Source organism: Demequina oxidasica (assembly GCF_000975115.1).
Classification (GTDB): domain Bacteria; phylum Actinomycetota; class Actinomycetes; order Actinomycetales; family Demequinaceae; genus Demequina; species Demequina oxidasica.
Genome location: NZ_BBRE01000001.1, coordinates 165,155 through 179,962 on the forward strand (window position 1 = coordinate 165,155; position 14,808 = coordinate 179,962).

Sequence of the window (14,808 nt, forward strand, 5' to 3'; positions counted from 1 at the left end):
GCGCCATGGCGCTGGGGAGGGCTAGGTCACACTCACGGGCGCGACGATGTCGGCGACGATCAACACCAGCCCCATCACCAGCAACAGCCCAAATACCCCGTACGCGAGCGGCATCATGCGCGCCACGTCCACCGGTCGCGGTTTGGGCAGCGCACGCGCCTTAGCCCAGCCGTTCTTGATGGCCTGCCACACGGCCGACGCGATGTGCCCGCCGTCGAGCGGGACCAGCGGAATCATGTTGAACACAAACAGCGCTAGGTTCAGCCCGCCCAGCAGCATCAGCATGTCCGCGATCTTCTCTCCCAGCCCATAACCCTCGACATCGGCGGAAGCGACGTCGCCGGCGATGCGCCCCACGCCCACTACCCCGATGACGGACTGCGTGTCGCGATCCTCTTGCCCCAGTGCCGCCAGCGTGACGTGATAAAGGTTCTGGGGCAGGTGGAACACGACGTTGAAAGTCTTGCCCAGGTAGTTCCACGTAAGCGCAGCACCGGCACCGATGCCCTGCGGTTGGTTCACGACCTCGGGCGCCACGCCCAAGTAGCCCACGGTTTCAGTCTCGACATCGCCCGATGCATTGGTCACCGCGACGCCGTCGGCGTCGGTCACCGCGCGTTCTCGTTCGGTGGGCCTGACCGTAAGTTCTACGTCCTGGCCGTCGCGGATGACGTCCAACGGCATGGTCTTGCCAGGGTTCGCGGCGACGTACTCGGTGAGCTCGGGCCACTCAGTCACGGTGACGCCGTCAATCGCGGTGATCTGATCACCCGGCTCAAGGCCCGCCTCCGCCGCGGGAGACAGCGGATCCCCGGCCTCGCATTCGATTGACCCAACGGCTGGGATGCAGGGGACGGTCTCATTCACGGTCAGCGTCGCGGTCGGCGTGCCGAAGCCCACCAGCACGGTGGTGAAAAGGATGAGCGCGAGGACTAAGTTGACCAGGGGCCCCCCGGCCATCACGATGACTTTCTTCCACCAGGCCAGGTGGTAAAACGCCCGGTGGTCCTCCCCCGGCAAGATCTCCTCGGTCGATGCCGCGCGCGAGTCACCGATCATCTCCGCGATGCGGCCCCTGACTTTGAGCGGCTTGACGGCATCTTCAGGAGGAATCATGCCCACAAGCTTTACGTAGCCGCCGAGCGGGATCGCCTTGATGCCGTACTCGGTCTCCTTGCCGTGGCGGGACCAAAGCGTGGGGCCAAAACCCACAAAGTACTGGCTCACGCGCACGCCGAACTTCTTGGCGGGAATCATGTGACCCATCTCGTGCAGCCCGATTGAAATCAACAATCCGAGCACCAATACCAAGATGCCTACGACCTGCGCCATGTCCGTCCTCTGCTTCTACACTCGCGCCGCGATGACAGCGGCGGCCTGGGCTCGCGCCCACGACTCGGCGGCGTCCACAGCCTCGAGAGTGATCTCGGCGGGCGCCTCGTACTTTTCGACAACGCTTCGCACCGTGTCAACGATCCCGAGAAAGGGCAACTTTCCTGCAACGAATGCGGCGACGCATTCCTCGTTCGCTGCGTTAAAGACAGCAGGGTGCAGCGGCGACTCGGCGACCGCGGCTCGAGCCACGCGGATCGCGGGGAACGCTTCCTCGTCGAGCGGCTCGAAGGTCCATTGCTGTGCCTGCGTCCAGTCCATGCCGTCGATGGCCCCGGGCACACGGGCGGGCCACGTCAGCCCGAGCGCGATAGGCAGGCGCATATCCGGCGGGGACACCTGCGCCAGCGTGGAGCCGTCCACGAACTCCACCATGGAGTGCACTATTGACTGCGCGTGCACCACCACGTCGATTTGTTCCATGGGGATGTCGAACAGCAGGTGCGCCTCGATCACCTCGAGCGCCTTATTCATCATGGACGCGGAGTTGATGGTCACCACGGGGCCCATATCCCAGTTGGGGTGATTGAGCGCCTGTTCAGGCGTGACATCAACCAGGTCGGCTCTTGTCTTGCCCCGGAACGCGCCGCCCGATGCCGTCACGACCAAGCGCTTGACCTCAGCATGGGTGCCGCCCAGCAGAGCCTGCGCCAACGCAGAGTGCTCCGAGTCGACGGGCACGATCTGGTCGGGGCGCTGCTTGGCCGCGTTGACCAGCGCTCCCCCGGCGACCAGGGACTCCTTGTTCGCGAGGGCGAGCGTGCTGCCGGCGGCAAGGGAGGCAAGAGTGGGACGCAGGCCCACTGAGCCCGTCATGCCGTTGAGGACCACGTCGGCGCCGATGCCTGCAACCGCCACCACGCCATCGGCTCCTGCGAGAATCTCGACGCCCGGCAAAGCCGCGCCGATGCGCTCGGCTGCCGCAACATCGGCGACCGCAACAGTGCGCACGTCGAGCGCGCGAGCCTGAGCGATGACAGCGGCGGGATCATTGCCGCCGGCCGCAATCGCGACAACGTCGAACTCATCTCGGTTGCGCTCGATGACGTCGATAGCTTGAGTGCCGATCGAGCCCGTCGAGCCCAGTAGCGCGATGGTGCGGGACGTCATGCGGGAATGACACCCAACAAGATGTCGACGGTGCGGGCGATAAAGGCATCGACGGTGCGCTCGTCGTAGGCACGAGTGCCCGTCTTCGTAGAGAAGGCGATGGCACGGAGTTCGTCCGCCTCGAGCGGCGCACCCGTGTCGAAGAACTCGGTGATCCGCGCCATGACGGCGTCAACCTGGCGGACGTCATAGCCGTGCTTAAAGGTCGCGGGGTGGGCGAACCTCTCTCCCACCGGCCGGCGCAAACGTGGGTACAGCACCTGTGCGCGTTCGGCGAGGTGAGCCATCCACTCATCCTGGCTGTGCGCACGGACATAGATGTCACGGGTGCGCTCCGCGAAGGCGAGTTCTAGTCGGTCTAGCGCGGCGTCGACTGCCGCGGTGGAGTAGCCGCCGTGCTTGAGGTCAAAGGCCGCGCGACGCACGTCCAGCTGCGATACCTCCGCCTCGGGGCTGCCCGGGCGCTCGTATGCGAGGCGCGCCTCGTCAAAAAACGCCGCTACCTGCTCAGGCTTGTAACCCAGACGCAGAGCGTTGGTGCGGGGAAAGAGGTCGTTCATTCATTCTCCTTGATGGCCAGTTGACCGCAAGCGCCGTCGATGTCGCTACCACGAGTATCCCTGATCGTCGTGGGAATCCCGTGAGCACGGAGCCTTCTGACGAATTCCTTTTCAACCGCGGGGTCCGATGCCGTCCAGATCGAGCCTGGAGTGGGGTTCAACGGGATGGGATTCACGTGCACCCATCCATCGCCGCGAGCCTTAAGCTTCTCGCCCAGCAGGTCGGCACGCCAGCCGTGATCGTTCATGTTGCGGATCAGCGCATACTCGATGCTGACGCGACGGCCGGTCTCGGCGTAGTAACGGTAAGCGGCGTCGAGCGTCTCGTCTACGCTCCAGCGCGTGTTGATCGGCACGATTTCGTTACGCAACTCGTCGTCGGGCGCATGCAGGCTCACCGCGAGTGTCACGGGGATGCCCTCTTTGGTGAGCTTGTCGATAGCAGGCACAAGACCCACGGTGGACACCGTGACGTGCCGCGCGGACAGCCCGAAGCCGTTGGGCTCTGGCGCCACTAGCGCGCGCACCGTCTCCATGACGGCCTTGTAGTTCGCGAGCGGCTCGCCCATGCCCATGAACACCACGTTGGACAGGCGTACAGGCTCGCCCAGCGATCCGTCGCGCGAGGCACGTGCAGCAAGGCGGACCTGCTCGATGATCTCCGCGGAGGACAAATTTCGCGTCAAGCCCATCTGGCCAGTGGCACAGAACGGGCAGGCCATTCCGCAGCCCGCTTGGCTGGTGACGCACAACGTCGCCCTTTCCGGGTACTTCATCAGGACGGACTCGACCTTGACGTTGTCGTGCAGGCTCCACAGCGTCTTGACCGTCTCGCCGCCGTCGGCCTCGAGCGTACGCACGGGGCTCATCAGGGTGGGGAACATCGCGGTGGCGATCTCCTCGCGAACCCCCGCTGGCAGGTCGGTCATGTCGGCGGCATCGGTCGTGAGGTGGCTGTAGTAGTGCGTCGCCAATTGCTTAGCGCGGAAGCCGGGCTGACCGATCTCCTTGAGCGCCTCGATGCGGTCGGCGGCGTTGAGGTCGGCAAAGTGGCGCGGGGCCTTCTTGCCTCGCTTGGGGGCGGCCATCTGCAGTACGGGGCGGTCGGTCATGTTGTCCTCATCACATAAATATGGCGAACACCACGTACACCGCGGGGCCAGCAACTAACAATGAATCGATCCGGTCAAGGATTCCTCCATGACCGGGAATGATCCCGCTCATGTCCTTGACCTCCATGTCGCGCTTGAGCGCGGATTCGGCGAGGTCGCCGATGATCGAAGCTATCGCCGCGGCTACTCCGGCCGCGACTCCAATCCACCATTGTCCGTCAAAGAAGATGTAGGACACAAGCCCGGCGCACACTGTGCCGAGGATGAGACCGCCAATGGCCCCCTCCCAGGTCTTCTTTGGGCTGACTCGAGGGGCCAGTTTGTGCTTGCCCCATGCCATCCCGCTGAAGAGCGCACCGGTGTCGTTACCGGACACCGCGACAACCAAAATGATGACCCGTTGCCAGCCATCCTGCGCCACTTCGAGCAGCATCAAGAATGACCCCAGGAAGGGGATCCACATCAAGGCAAATATGCTGCCCACGGATTCGGAGAAGGTGTTCTCGATGCGCTCGTCGACGACGCGCCAAGCCACCATGCCTGCACAGCCGACAAGCATCGCCACGACCAGGCCCTCCGCGGCGCCAGGTCCCTGCTGGGCGCCATACCAAATGGCCACTCCCATTCCGAAAGTCGCGATCGCTATCGGGACGAGCGACAGGCGTTGGGCCTGCTTGCGCAGTACGTTTCGCCATTCGACTACACCAGCAAACAGGAAGGAGTAGAGCAGCAGCCCAAAGATGCGGGGGTCGTACCAGGCGGCCGCGACGGCGATTCCGAGCAGAAGAATGCCGACGGTAGCCGCGGCCGGCATATTGCGGCCCTTGCGCGGAGTGGGGACCGGGATGGTCTCCTCGAAGTCGGTAACCGCTTCGCCCAGCTCGTTGAAGGGTTCGACGTGCTGAACCTCGGGCGCAATTGAATCGGGAACGACCGGGTCCGTGGCGTCGTCATCGGACCAGGTCGACAGATCCGGCACCGAGCGCTCAGAATTCACACCAGACTCCGCACCCGAACCGGGCGTGGACGCGGGGTAAAGACGCACCTGTCCTGCGGAAGAAGGCTGGACAGCATCGGCCGTCTTCTTCGGGTTGACGGGCACGAAGTGCGCCGGCGGTGAAACCGCCGGCGTACGTTCCGGATCGCTCGCCGACGGAGTACCGCGACGTCTGGTCCACTTCATGGTGGTGGTTAGCGAATCTCGGGGGCTAGACCTCGAGCAGTTCGCTCTCCTTGTGTGAAAGGAGTGCGTCAATGGCGTCCACGTGCTTCTTGGTGAGTGCGTCGAGGTCCTTCTCGCCTCGCGAGCCCTCGTCCTCGCCTACGTCACCGTCTTTGACGGCCGCATCGATGAGGTCCTTACCTTTGCGGCGCATGTTGCGAATCGTGACGCGTGAGTCTTCTGCCTTTTGCTTTGCGAGCTTCACGTAGTCGCGGCGGCGCTCCTCCGTGAGCTGCGGCATGTTTACACGCAGGACGTTGCCATCATCCGACGGGTTGATGCCCATGTCGGAGTTGCGCAGTGCCGTCTCGATGTCCTTCTTGGCACCCGCGTCGTAGGGCGTAATCATGACGGTGCGTGCCTCGGGGACGTTGATCGCAGCGAGTGCCTGCAGCGCGGTGGGTGCGCCGTAGTAGTCCACGGTGATGTTCGCAAACATCGCAGCCGACGCCTGGCCGGTGCGGATCTTCGCAAAGTTGTCCTTGGCGACCTCGACGGCCTGGTCCATGTTTTCCTCGACATCGAGGAGGATCTCGTCAATCACAGTTGTCTCCTTAAAGGGGTGACGGCGCTACGCCGTCACCAAGGTCCCGATTCTCTCACCCATCAGGGCGCGCGTCACATTTCCAGGCTCTTCGAGGCCGAACACGACCATCGGGAGGCTGTTTTCCATGCAAAGACTAAACGCCGCCGCGTCCATGACCTTGAGGCCCTGCTGGAGGGCGTCGGAGTAGGTGACATGTTCGAGGCGCTCAGCGCTGGCATCCTCGCGCGGGTCCGCCGTGTAAACGGCGTCGACGCCGTGCTTGCCCATCAGTACCTCGGTGCAACGCGTCTCGAGTGCGCGCTGGACGGAGACCGTGTCGGTAGAGAAGTAAGGCATGCCGGCGCCAGCACCGAAGATTACGACGCGGCCCTTCTCCATGTGGCGCATCGCGCGCCGGGGAATGTAGGGCTCGGCCACCTGGCCCATGGTGATGGCGGTCTGCACGCGGGTGTCTACGCCTGCCTGCTCGAGGAAGTCCTGCAGGGCGAGGGCATTCATTACGGTGCCCAGCATGCCCATGTAATCCGCGCGCGCACGTTCCATGCCACGCTGCGACAGCTCCGCGCCACGGAAGAAGTTTCCGCCTCCTACGACGATGCCGACCTGGACACCGCCTGCAACGGCCTCGGCGACCTCGCGGGCGACGCGGGAGATGACGTCGGGGTCGAGACCCACGGACCCACCGCCGAACATCTCCCCGCTGAGCTTAAGCAAAACGCGCCGCGCCGTGGGAGTCGAATCGACCTCCGGGACCAGATCACTGTTCTCGGGCATCAATTCCTCCTGAAGGCGCGGCGCGTTTATAGAAAAGCTGTTGTGGTTAGGCTCCCACACGGAAGCGAGCGAAGGCCGAAACCTCGCCGCCAGTGTTCTCGATGACCTTACCGACCGTGGTCTTGGGGTCCTTCGCAAAAGCCTGGTCAACCAGGGTGTTCTCCTTGAAGAAGCCCGTCATGCGACCCTCGACGATCTTGGGCATGGCAGCCGCAGGCTTACCTTCCCCAAGTGCCGTCTCCTCAGCAACACGGCGCTCGTTCGCGACCACATCGGCCGGAACTGCATCGCGGTTGAGGTACGTGGGTGAGTACGCGGCGATGTGCATGGCGATGTCGCGTGCGACCTCGCCTGCCTTCGCGTCTGCTCCGACCAGCACGCCGACCTGCGCGGGCAGGTCCTTGTTGGTGCGGTGCAGGTACTCCTTGACGACGGGAGCCTCGATGCGAGCAACGCGACGCAGGACGATCTTCTCGCCCAGGATGCCAGCGTTCTCGTCGATGAACTCCTGTACGGGCTTGCCGTCGACGTCGGCCGCGAGGGCCGTCTCGGCAGAGTCCGCGCCGGCAGCCACCACGGCTGCCAGAACCTTTTCCGCGAGAGCGAGGAACTTCTCGTTCTTCGCCACGAAGTCGGTCTCGGAGTTGATCTCGATGAGCGTGCCCACCTGGCCGCCGTCGACGTCGTCGATGGAGGTCAGGACGAGGCCCTCGGAAGCCGAGCGGCCTTCGCGCTTGGTCACGCCCTTGAGGCCCTTCACGCGCAGGATGTCAACGGCGGCGTCTAGGTCGCCGTCCGCCTCGTCGAGTGCCTTCTTGACGTCGAGCATGCCCGCGCCAGTGCGCTCACGGAGCGTCTGGATGTCAGCAACGGTGTAGTTCGCCATAAATGGGTTCCTTACTTCTCGTCGGTCGTAGCCGCTGCGTCAGCAGCAGGCTTGGCCGCGGGCTTCTTGGGAGCCGGCTTCTTAGCGGCAGGCTTGTCAGCCTTGGCCTCGTCAGCGTCGTCCTTCTTGGCTGCGGCCTTCTTAGGGGCAGCCTTCTTGGCGGCAGGCTTCTCTTCTGCGGCCTTCTCCTCGGCCGCGGGGGCCTCGGTTGCGGCGGCGTCGTCAGCCTTGGCGTCGGCTGCGGGAGCCTCGTCCTTAGCATCGTCCGACTTGGCGTCGTCCTTCTTGCCGTCGAGGAGCTCCTGCTCCCACTCGGCCAGAGGCTCGGCCTCGCCGGTTGCCTCAGCGTCTTCGCCAGCCTTGGGGGTGTGGCGAATCTTGAGGCCCTCGGCCACAGCGTCAGCGATCACGCGGGTGAGCAGGCCCACCGAGCGGATGGCGTCGTCGTTTCCGGGGATGCCGTACTGGACGTCGTCAGGGTCGCAGTTGGAGTCGAGGATTCCGACCACGGGGATGCCGAGCTTGCGTGCCTCGTCAACCGCCAGGTGCTCCTTGTTCGTGTCAACGATCCACACGACGGAGGGAACCTTGGGCATGTCGCGGATACCGGACAGCACCTTCGAGAGCTTGTCGCGCTCGCGGCGCATCATGAGCAGTTCCTTCTTGGTGCGACCGGAGCCTGCGACGTCGTCGAAGTCGACGAGCTCGAGCTCCTTGAGGCGCGTGACGCGCTTCGAGACGGTCTGGAAGTTGGTCAGCATTCCGCCGAGCCAGCGCTCGTTCACGTAGGGCATGCCCACGCGAGCGGCCTGCTCTGCGATCTGCTCCTGGCCCTGACGCTTGGTGCCGACAAACAGCACCGTGCCACCGTGAGCGACGGTGTCGCGCACAAAGGTGTAGGCGTTGTCGATCATGGCGAGCGACTGCTGCAGGTCAATGATGTAGATGCCGTTGCGCTCGGTAAAGATAAAGCGCTTCATCTTGGGGTTCCAGCGGCTGGTCTGGTGTCCAAAGTGAACACCCGAATCGAGCAGCTGGCGCATGGTCACGACGGCCATTGCGCATCCTTATCTGCACGCCGTTGCGGCGTGCTTGTTTGGTTCGGGCTTGCTCTGAGAACTCACCCGATGGTTCGGTTGATGGCTTCCTCGGTTGAGTCGGCCCCTAGCATCAACGCGGTCTGGCACCGAGCGAACTCGGACCTTGCCATCCCGGCGCTATCACCCCGACCTTGCGGCATGAGTGAAAAGCGAATGATGCGCGATGTCATTCGGGCATGCCGAATGCAGGGTCAATGTTACCTGACGGCGTGGCATGCGCGCGACCTTGGGTGTGCGGGCGTTGCGCGGCTTTGGTGCACAGGCCTTCGGGGCAGGCGCCCGGTCCCCCGATGCTACCGCCGGCCGATGCTGGGGCCGGCCGGGCAGCGACCCTTAAGCCATGAAACATACCCGGGGCTTGGTCGCGTTGTCGCTGGCAATTGCACTCACCTGCGTGGGGCTCGGCTCCGCCCAGGCGGAGGCAGAGTCCATGTCAACCGGTGTCGTCGGGGCGGTCACCGTTGCGGACCTGGCTGGTTCGGCTCGCCCGGTGCTCGCATCACCGGTGACGCCGATGCGGGCTGCGCGCCTGTTCGACCCACCGCCCGAGCGATGGGATGCAGGCCACCGTGGCATCGACCTGCGGGCTGATCCAGACGGTGTGGTGCGCTCCCCCGGCGCCGGCACGGTGGCATTCACAGGGATTGTCGTGAACCGCCCGGTGCTCAGCATTGACCTGGACGTTGGCCTAAGCGCATCGCTCGAGCCCGTGTCATCGGGCCTTCAGGTGGGAGACCAAGTCCTCCGCGGTGAGGAGGTAGGCACGGTCTCCGACGCTCCGGATGCGAGCCACTGTAAGCCGCTGACGTGCGTGCATTGGGGTCTGCGCGATCGCGATGTTTACGTCAATCCGCTGGACTGGCTTGAGGGCTACGGGCCGATCGTATTGCTTCCACTGAAGGGTTCGCCGGAGTGACCCTCATGTGAGTAGTCAGAGGTTAGAACGCACCGGTTTTCAGCAGGGACTCGCGCAACTTACGCACAGCACCCGAGTGGATCTGGCTCACCCGGGATTCTGTCACCCCGAGGATCTGCCCGATCTGAGAAAGGGTGAGGTTCTCGTAGTAGTACAAACGCAGGACCTCCTGCTCACGGTCGCGAACATCCTGGACCGCGGTCGCAAGCAAGGAGCGAGTCTCGCGCGCCTCGACAGATGTCGATGCTCCAGGCACTGACAGCGAGGCGACCGTGTCGATGGCAGATGTGTCGGAGTCAGAGGTGCCGAGCGAGTCGAGCGCCGCCACGTGACTCAGCGCGACCTGTGCTCGCACGGTACGCACCTCGTTGGTGCGCCAGCCGACCCGCTCGGCGACATCGCTGTCCGTAATGGGGCGCATCAATTCCTGTTCAAGGGTGCGGGTGGCCTGCTCGACGGTTCGTGCCTTAGAACGCACCGAACGGGGAACCCAGTCTGCCGCCCGGAGTTCATCGATGATGGCGCCGCGAATGCGGGTGGAGGCATAGGTCTCGAACTTGAAGCCGCGATCCAGCTCAAACTTCTCGATGGCATCGATGAGGCCAAACATTCCGTAGGAGACCAGGTCACCCAACTCGACGGTGTCGGGTAGGCGCCCGATCATCCGCGACGCGACCTGCGTCACGAGCGGTGCAAAGTGCGTGATGAGTGCGTCGCGCGACTCTCGACGAGCAGTGTCATCGCCGTGGGCGAGTTGATCCCACCACTGGACAGTTGAGTCAACTACGGGCGTCTCAAACCGATGTGCGGCCATCGAAGCGGGCGACTCCGCCAGTTCCGTGGACACTGTGTTGAGCGTGGACATTGTTCTCCCTAAGCGCGCGGGTGCGCGAGTTGGTAGGTGGCCCGTAGGCGTTCTGCGGACACATGCGTGTATCTCTGCGTGGTGGTCAAGCTGGCGTGACCGAGCACCTCCTGGACCGAGCGGAGATCTGATCCGCCGTGCAGAAGGTGCGTGGCCGCGGTGTGTCGCAGCCCGTGCGGTGCGATGTCGCCGATCTCGGCGAACGCACACAGCTGATGGATAGATTCGCGGATCTGCCGCTGGTCGACGCGGTGTCCGCGCCGTCCCAGCAGAAACGCTGAGTCGGTCACGTCGCTCACGAGTTGTGGTCGTCCGCTTTCAAGCCATGCGGTCGCGGCAAGTGCAGCCGGAACCCCAAAGGGCACCACTCGCTCCTTGGAACCCTTGCCCATGACGCGCACAAGGTGCTCATCGAGGTCAACATCGCCCACATTCGTGCCAGCAAGTTCGCCCACGCGCATTCCGGTCGCGTAGAGCATTTCCGCGGCGGCCCAGTCGCGCAGGTGCAGCGGATTGCCGTCGTCGGCCCTAGTTTGAGCTGCGTGCAGCAACGTGATGACGTCGGCCGGGCTCATGACGGTGGGAATCGTGGAGGCCGGGCGGGCCGAGGCGAGGCGTGCTGCCGGGTTCGGAGTAATCTCCTCGGCGTCCTCGGCCCAGGCATAGAACGCGCGCACCGACGCTCCCCGGCGGGCGAGGGTGGTGCGGCTCAGTCCGTCGGTCGACATTGCGGCGAGCCACGCGCGCAACTCAGCAATGCTGAGTGATCGCAAGGTCTGGTCGACGTCATCGCCGCCACAGGAAAAGTTGACGAGGTGGGCAAGATCCCCCAGGTAGGCCCGCACAGTATTGGCCGCAAGACCGCGCTGATGCACCAGATGGCGCTCAAAGCGCGCGAGCAACTCGCTGGTGGCTACGTCCTGCGTTATCGGCATAACGACACTCTGGCACCGTCACACCCGTCAAATCAACCCCTTAAGTAACAATTGTCACATCAGTTTCACGAATAGACCCCAGTTTGTCCGGTTATGTCCGAATATTTGTTCACGTTTGCCGACTCTGACGGCGCCACAGGCCCGCATCGCGTCGTGCCATACCCTCGATTTCCAGGCCACCAAGCGCAGCCCGGGCCTCGGTTATCGTCAATCCGGCTTCTCTGGCGACGTCCTCAATGGTTGCTCGACGCCTGCCGAGCGCCCCGTAGGCCTGGCGTTGCCTGGGGTCGGCAAACTCTTGGACCGCGGCGAGGGTGCTGGTGTCGGATGTGCCCCGACCCGTCGTCACCTTTTCCCCGGCCCCGCCCGTCCCGCGGGCGACCTCCGCTGAACCCGCAGTGCCCAGCCCACTCGCCGCAACCGTCACTCCAATAGGTTCGACCATCGCGAGCACGTCGGCGCCGCTGGTCACTAAGGATGCGAGCCCGTCGCGAACGAGGCCGTGACAACCGGCGGACGATGCCGATGTGACCGGACCAGGCACCGCACCCACCGGGCGCACCATTGCCGCGGCGTGGCGCGCGGTACTCAACGCACCGGACCTGACCGCCGCTTCGACCACCACGGTCCCGCGTGCGGTGGCGATCAGCCTATTGCGGGACAGGAAGCGCGCGCGGTGTGGGGCGTAACCGGGCGGCACTTCACTCACCGCCACTCCCCCGTCCAGCACCCGCTCGAGCAGCTCCGCGTTGCCCGCCGGATAGAGCCGATCGACGCCGCCGGCCATGATTGCCACCGTGGGATTTCCAACCGCGAGCGCGGTGCGGTGCGCGGCCGCGTCAATTCCGTAGGCGCCTCCCGACACCACCGTCGATCCCCTGTCACTTATCTCTGCGGCGATGGTTGACGTCACGTGCTCGCCATATGCCGTCGCGGATCGCGCGCCCACGATCGCGATCCCCGTGCCCATAAGCTCCGCCAGGCTCCCCGAGCCGCGCACCCACAGTGCGAACGGTGCGAGCGGGCCCAGATCGTCGAGGCACACCGGCCATTCCTGTGACCCCCTGGCTACCACCCGCGCGCCGCACTTGGCCGCGCGTTCGCGGTGCAGCTCGGAGTTCGCCACGTCGAGCCGCGCCACCCATTTCTCGCTGATTTTGATGGCCTCATCGACCTGTTGTTGCGGCGCTATCTGGACGAGTTCCATCGTTGCGCTCACCGGGTTCGCGGCCACCAGCCGCACCCAGTTCAGCGCCCGAGCCGGCCCCAGCATCGCTACGAGCCATGCGGCCCCCTGATCCGCGGGCTCGGCGAGCGCGCTCCACGCCACGAGCGCATCCGCATTGGCAACGCTTGAATCGGGGCCCTCGTCCGCGGCCCGCATTCGGTTGACGCTTGCCCGCCTGCCTTCTCCCACGACGGAGTTTGCCCCTGCGCCCGCGAGGGGTCTTCCCACGGCATCCCCGCTCATGACGACAGCTCTCGCGTGCGCAACGTCATCGCCTGATTGACGTGATCGGCGTTGGGGGTGACGGCGCCCGCGAGGTCGGCCAACGTCCACGCCACCCGTAGCGCTCGATCCACCCCACGCGCCGTGAGTGCGCCCCTATCCATCGCCCCATAGACGGGTTTCATGACGTCACGGGGCGTATTGGCACGCAGCCACGCTCCCGTCGCCTGTGAGTTCACGGCCCACCCATGCGTACCCAATCGGTCACGCATCGCGTCTCGCGCCTGCCTCACCCGCGCGGCGACCACCGCGCTCGACTCAGCGTCATCCTCAGCGTCGCGGCGCACCGGGCGCACGTCCACATGCAAATCGATCCGATCGAGAAGTGGCCCCGACAGCCGACCCATGTACCGCCGCCGAGTTATCGCGGTGCACGAGCAGTCGACGCCCGTGCCATAGAAGCGTCCACACGGACAGGGGTTGGCCGCCAGCACGAGTTGGAACCTCGCCGGGTAGCGTGCCGCACCTTGGGCGCGATGGAGCACCACCTCGCCGGCCTCGAGCGGCTGACGCAGCGTCTGCAACACTCGCGACGGAAACTCGGGCGCCTCGTCGAGGAACAACACCCCTCCATGCGCACGAGAGATCGCTCCAGGACGGGCCATCAACGACCCGCCGCCCACAATCGATGCCGCCGAGGCGCTGTGGTGCGGGGCCTCGAACGGCGGTCGCGACAGCAGCCCCAACTCGGGGTCGAATGTGCCCGCTAGCGAGTGCACCGCGGTCGCGGCCACCGCATCCGTCGCATTGAGATCCGGCAGGATCGTGGGCAACCGCGACGCGAGCATCGTCTTCCCCGCACCGGGAGGGCCAAGCATGAGCAGGTGGTGTCCGCCGGCTGCAGCGACCTCGAGAGCCCACCGTGCCTCCCGTTGACCCCGCACTTCCGCGAGATCCAGCTCTCGCCGCGCGTGCGATCCCACTACCGGCGCGGACACCGCCTCAAGCGACGAGGCCTCGGCATCCTCGTTTCCGTAGTCGTGAGCCAGTTGAGCCAGCGACGCGACCGCGTGCACCTCAGCCCCCGGGACCAATTGCGCCTCGCGCGCGTTGCCGGCCGGCACGACGACTCGCGGGTGACCCGCCTCGACGGCCGCCACCACCGCAGGCAGGACCCCACGCACCGGCCGCACCCGGCCATCGAGTCCCAATTCTCCGAGATGAACCGCACGCGCCGCGACGCTGGCGTCGACCATTCCAGCGGCGGCCATGACGCTGACCGCTATCGCGAGGTCCGTCAGCGACCCGGATTTGGGCAGTGATGCCGGAGAGAGATTGACCGTGATGCGCCGCGTCGGCCACGCCAGACTCGAACTGGTCACCGCCGCCCGCACGCGGTCCCGCGACTCGCTCAGTGAGGCATCGGGCAATCCCACCACCGCGAATGCCGGAAGCGAGGCTGCCATGTGCGCCTCTACGTCGATCACGTGGCCGGCGAGACCCGCAAGCGCGATCGACCTCGTGCGGCCTATCACTCGACACCCCTCAGGTGCTCGACGGTCGCGGCCCCAGCGCGCGCCACCGTCACCGCAACTACGTCCACCCGCACGCCCGGAAACGACCTGTCCTGCGACGCGAGCCAGGCGGCAATGAGCCGGCGTATCCTGTGCAACTTGCGCCACGTCACCGCCTCTTGCGGACTTCCGAAGGCACTGCCGCGCCGCGTCTTGACCTCGACCGCCACCAGGTCGCCGCCGTCAACCGCGATAATGTCCAGTTCACCGTCGGGGCATCGCCAGTTGCGCGCCAGCACCTCCCACCCCTGCTCGCTCAGCCCCCTCGCCACCACGTCCTCGCCGTAGCGACCCACCTCGTCCTTCGCGGCCATGTGCCACCTCCTGAGGCGAGCCTCACGCATCGGGAAGTGCCAGAGAGACCC

15 protein-coding genes are annotated in these 14,808 nt (G+C 65.2%); 1 reads left to right on the top strand and 14 read right to left on the bottom strand.

Annotated features, from left to right (window positions below; all coding sequences use genetic code 11):
* Positions 1–21 precede the first annotated feature (21 nt).
* From AOP77_RS00810 to rpsB, 9 genes are read right to left on the bottom strand one after another with little or no spacing between them, the layout of a single operon-like run.
* Entirely contained in the window at positions 22–1,332 is a 1,311-nt protein-coding gene (locus AOP77_RS00810) for a M50 family metallopeptidase (protein ID WP_062208059.1), read from the bottom strand.
* 15 nt (positions 1,333–1,347) lie between these two features.
* Positions 1,348–2,502 (bottom strand): 1-deoxy-D-xylulose-5-phosphate reductoisomerase, encoded by a 1,155-nt coding sequence (gene dxr, locus AOP77_RS00815; RefSeq protein WP_062208062.1) that lies wholly within the window; start codon positions 2,500–2,502, stop codon positions 1,348–1,350.
* Complete coding sequence (locus tag AOP77_RS00820) at positions 2,499–3,062, bottom strand: DivIVA domain-containing protein (protein WP_062208067.1); 564 nt, start codon at positions 3,060–3,062, stop codon at positions 2,499–2,501. Before AOP77_RS00820 ends, dxr begins: the two co-directional genes overlap by 4 nt.
* A complete protein-coding gene (gene rlmN / locus AOP77_RS00825) occupies positions 3,059–4,174 on the bottom strand; it encodes a dual-specificity RNA methyltransferase RlmN (RefSeq protein ID WP_062208071.1) in 1,116 nt (371 codons plus the stop codon). Before rlmN ends, AOP77_RS00820 begins: the two co-directional genes overlap by 4 nt.
* 10 nt (positions 4,175–4,184) lie before the next feature.
* Positions 4,185–5,357, bottom strand: coding sequence for a phosphatidate cytidylyltransferase (locus AOP77_RS00830; RefSeq protein WP_084622079.1), 1,173 nt, complete (start codon positions 5,355–5,357; stop codon positions 4,185–4,187).
* Between the two features lie 25 nt (positions 5,358–5,382).
* Positions 5,383–5,940 (bottom strand): ribosome recycling factor, encoded by a 558-nt coding sequence (frr, locus tag AOP77_RS00835; protein ID WP_062208078.1) that lies wholly within the window; start codon positions 5,938–5,940, stop codon positions 5,383–5,385.
* A gap of 27 nt (positions 5,941–5,967) precedes the next feature.
* The gene (pyrH, locus tag AOP77_RS00840; protein WP_062208080.1) at positions 5,968–6,717 is read right to left on the bottom strand and encodes a UMP kinase; all 750 of its coding nucleotides are present in this window, start codon (positions 6,715–6,717) and stop codon (positions 5,968–5,970) included.
* A gap of 46 nt (positions 6,718–6,763) precedes the next feature.
* Complete coding sequence (tsf, locus tag AOP77_RS00845; RefSeq protein ID WP_062208083.1) at positions 6,764–7,603, bottom strand: translation elongation factor Ts; 840 nt, start codon at positions 7,601–7,603, stop codon at positions 6,764–6,766.
* A gap of 11 nt (positions 7,604–7,614) precedes the next feature.
* On the bottom strand, positions 7,615–8,661 hold the full coding sequence (gene rpsB, locus AOP77_RS00850) for a 30S ribosomal protein S2 (RefSeq protein WP_062208085.1): 1,047 nt from the start codon (positions 8,659–8,661) through the stop codon (positions 7,615–7,617).
* Between the two features lie 382 nt (positions 8,662–9,043).
* Between rpsB and AOP77_RS00855 the strand changes: the two genes are divergently transcribed.
* On the top strand, positions 9,044–9,619 hold the full coding sequence (locus AOP77_RS00855) for a peptidoglycan DD-metalloendopeptidase family protein (RefSeq protein WP_084622081.1): 576 nt from the start codon (positions 9,044–9,046) through the stop codon (positions 9,617–9,619).
* A 22-nt stretch (positions 9,620–9,641) separates the two neighbouring features.
* Here the strand turns inward: AOP77_RS00855 and AOP77_RS00860 are convergent, their stop codons facing one another.
* The 5 genes from AOP77_RS00860 to AOP77_RS00880 all read right to left on the bottom strand — a co-directional run bounded on the left by AOP77_RS00860 (position 9,642) and on the right by AOP77_RS00880 (position 14,757).
* A complete protein-coding gene (locus AOP77_RS00860) occupies positions 9,642–10,484 on the bottom strand; it encodes a FliA/WhiG family RNA polymerase sigma factor (RefSeq protein ID WP_201774070.1) in 843 nt (280 codons plus the stop codon).
* A gap of 8 nt (positions 10,485–10,492) precedes the next feature.
* Positions 10,493–11,419 (bottom strand): tyrosine recombinase XerC, encoded by a 927-nt coding sequence (locus tag AOP77_RS00865; protein WP_062208091.1) that lies wholly within the window; start codon positions 11,417–11,419, stop codon positions 10,493–10,495.
* Between the two features lie 109 nt (positions 11,420–11,528).
* A complete protein-coding gene (gene dprA / locus AOP77_RS00870) occupies positions 11,529–12,890 on the bottom strand; it encodes a DNA-processing protein DprA (RefSeq protein WP_084622083.1) in 1,362 nt (453 codons plus the stop codon).
* The gene (locus AOP77_RS00875; RefSeq protein ID WP_062208097.1) at positions 12,887–14,404 is read right to left on the bottom strand and encodes a YifB family Mg chelatase-like AAA ATPase; all 1,518 of its coding nucleotides are present in this window, start codon (positions 14,402–14,404) and stop codon (positions 12,887–12,889) included. The genes dprA and AOP77_RS00875 overlap by 4 nt, the downstream gene beginning before the upstream one ends.
* Complete coding sequence (locus tag AOP77_RS00880) at positions 14,401–14,757, bottom strand: YraN family protein (RefSeq protein WP_062208100.1); 357 nt, start codon at positions 14,755–14,757, stop codon at positions 14,401–14,403. Before AOP77_RS00880 ends, AOP77_RS00875 begins: the two co-directional genes overlap by 4 nt.
* Positions 14,758–14,808 lie beyond the last annotated feature (51 nt).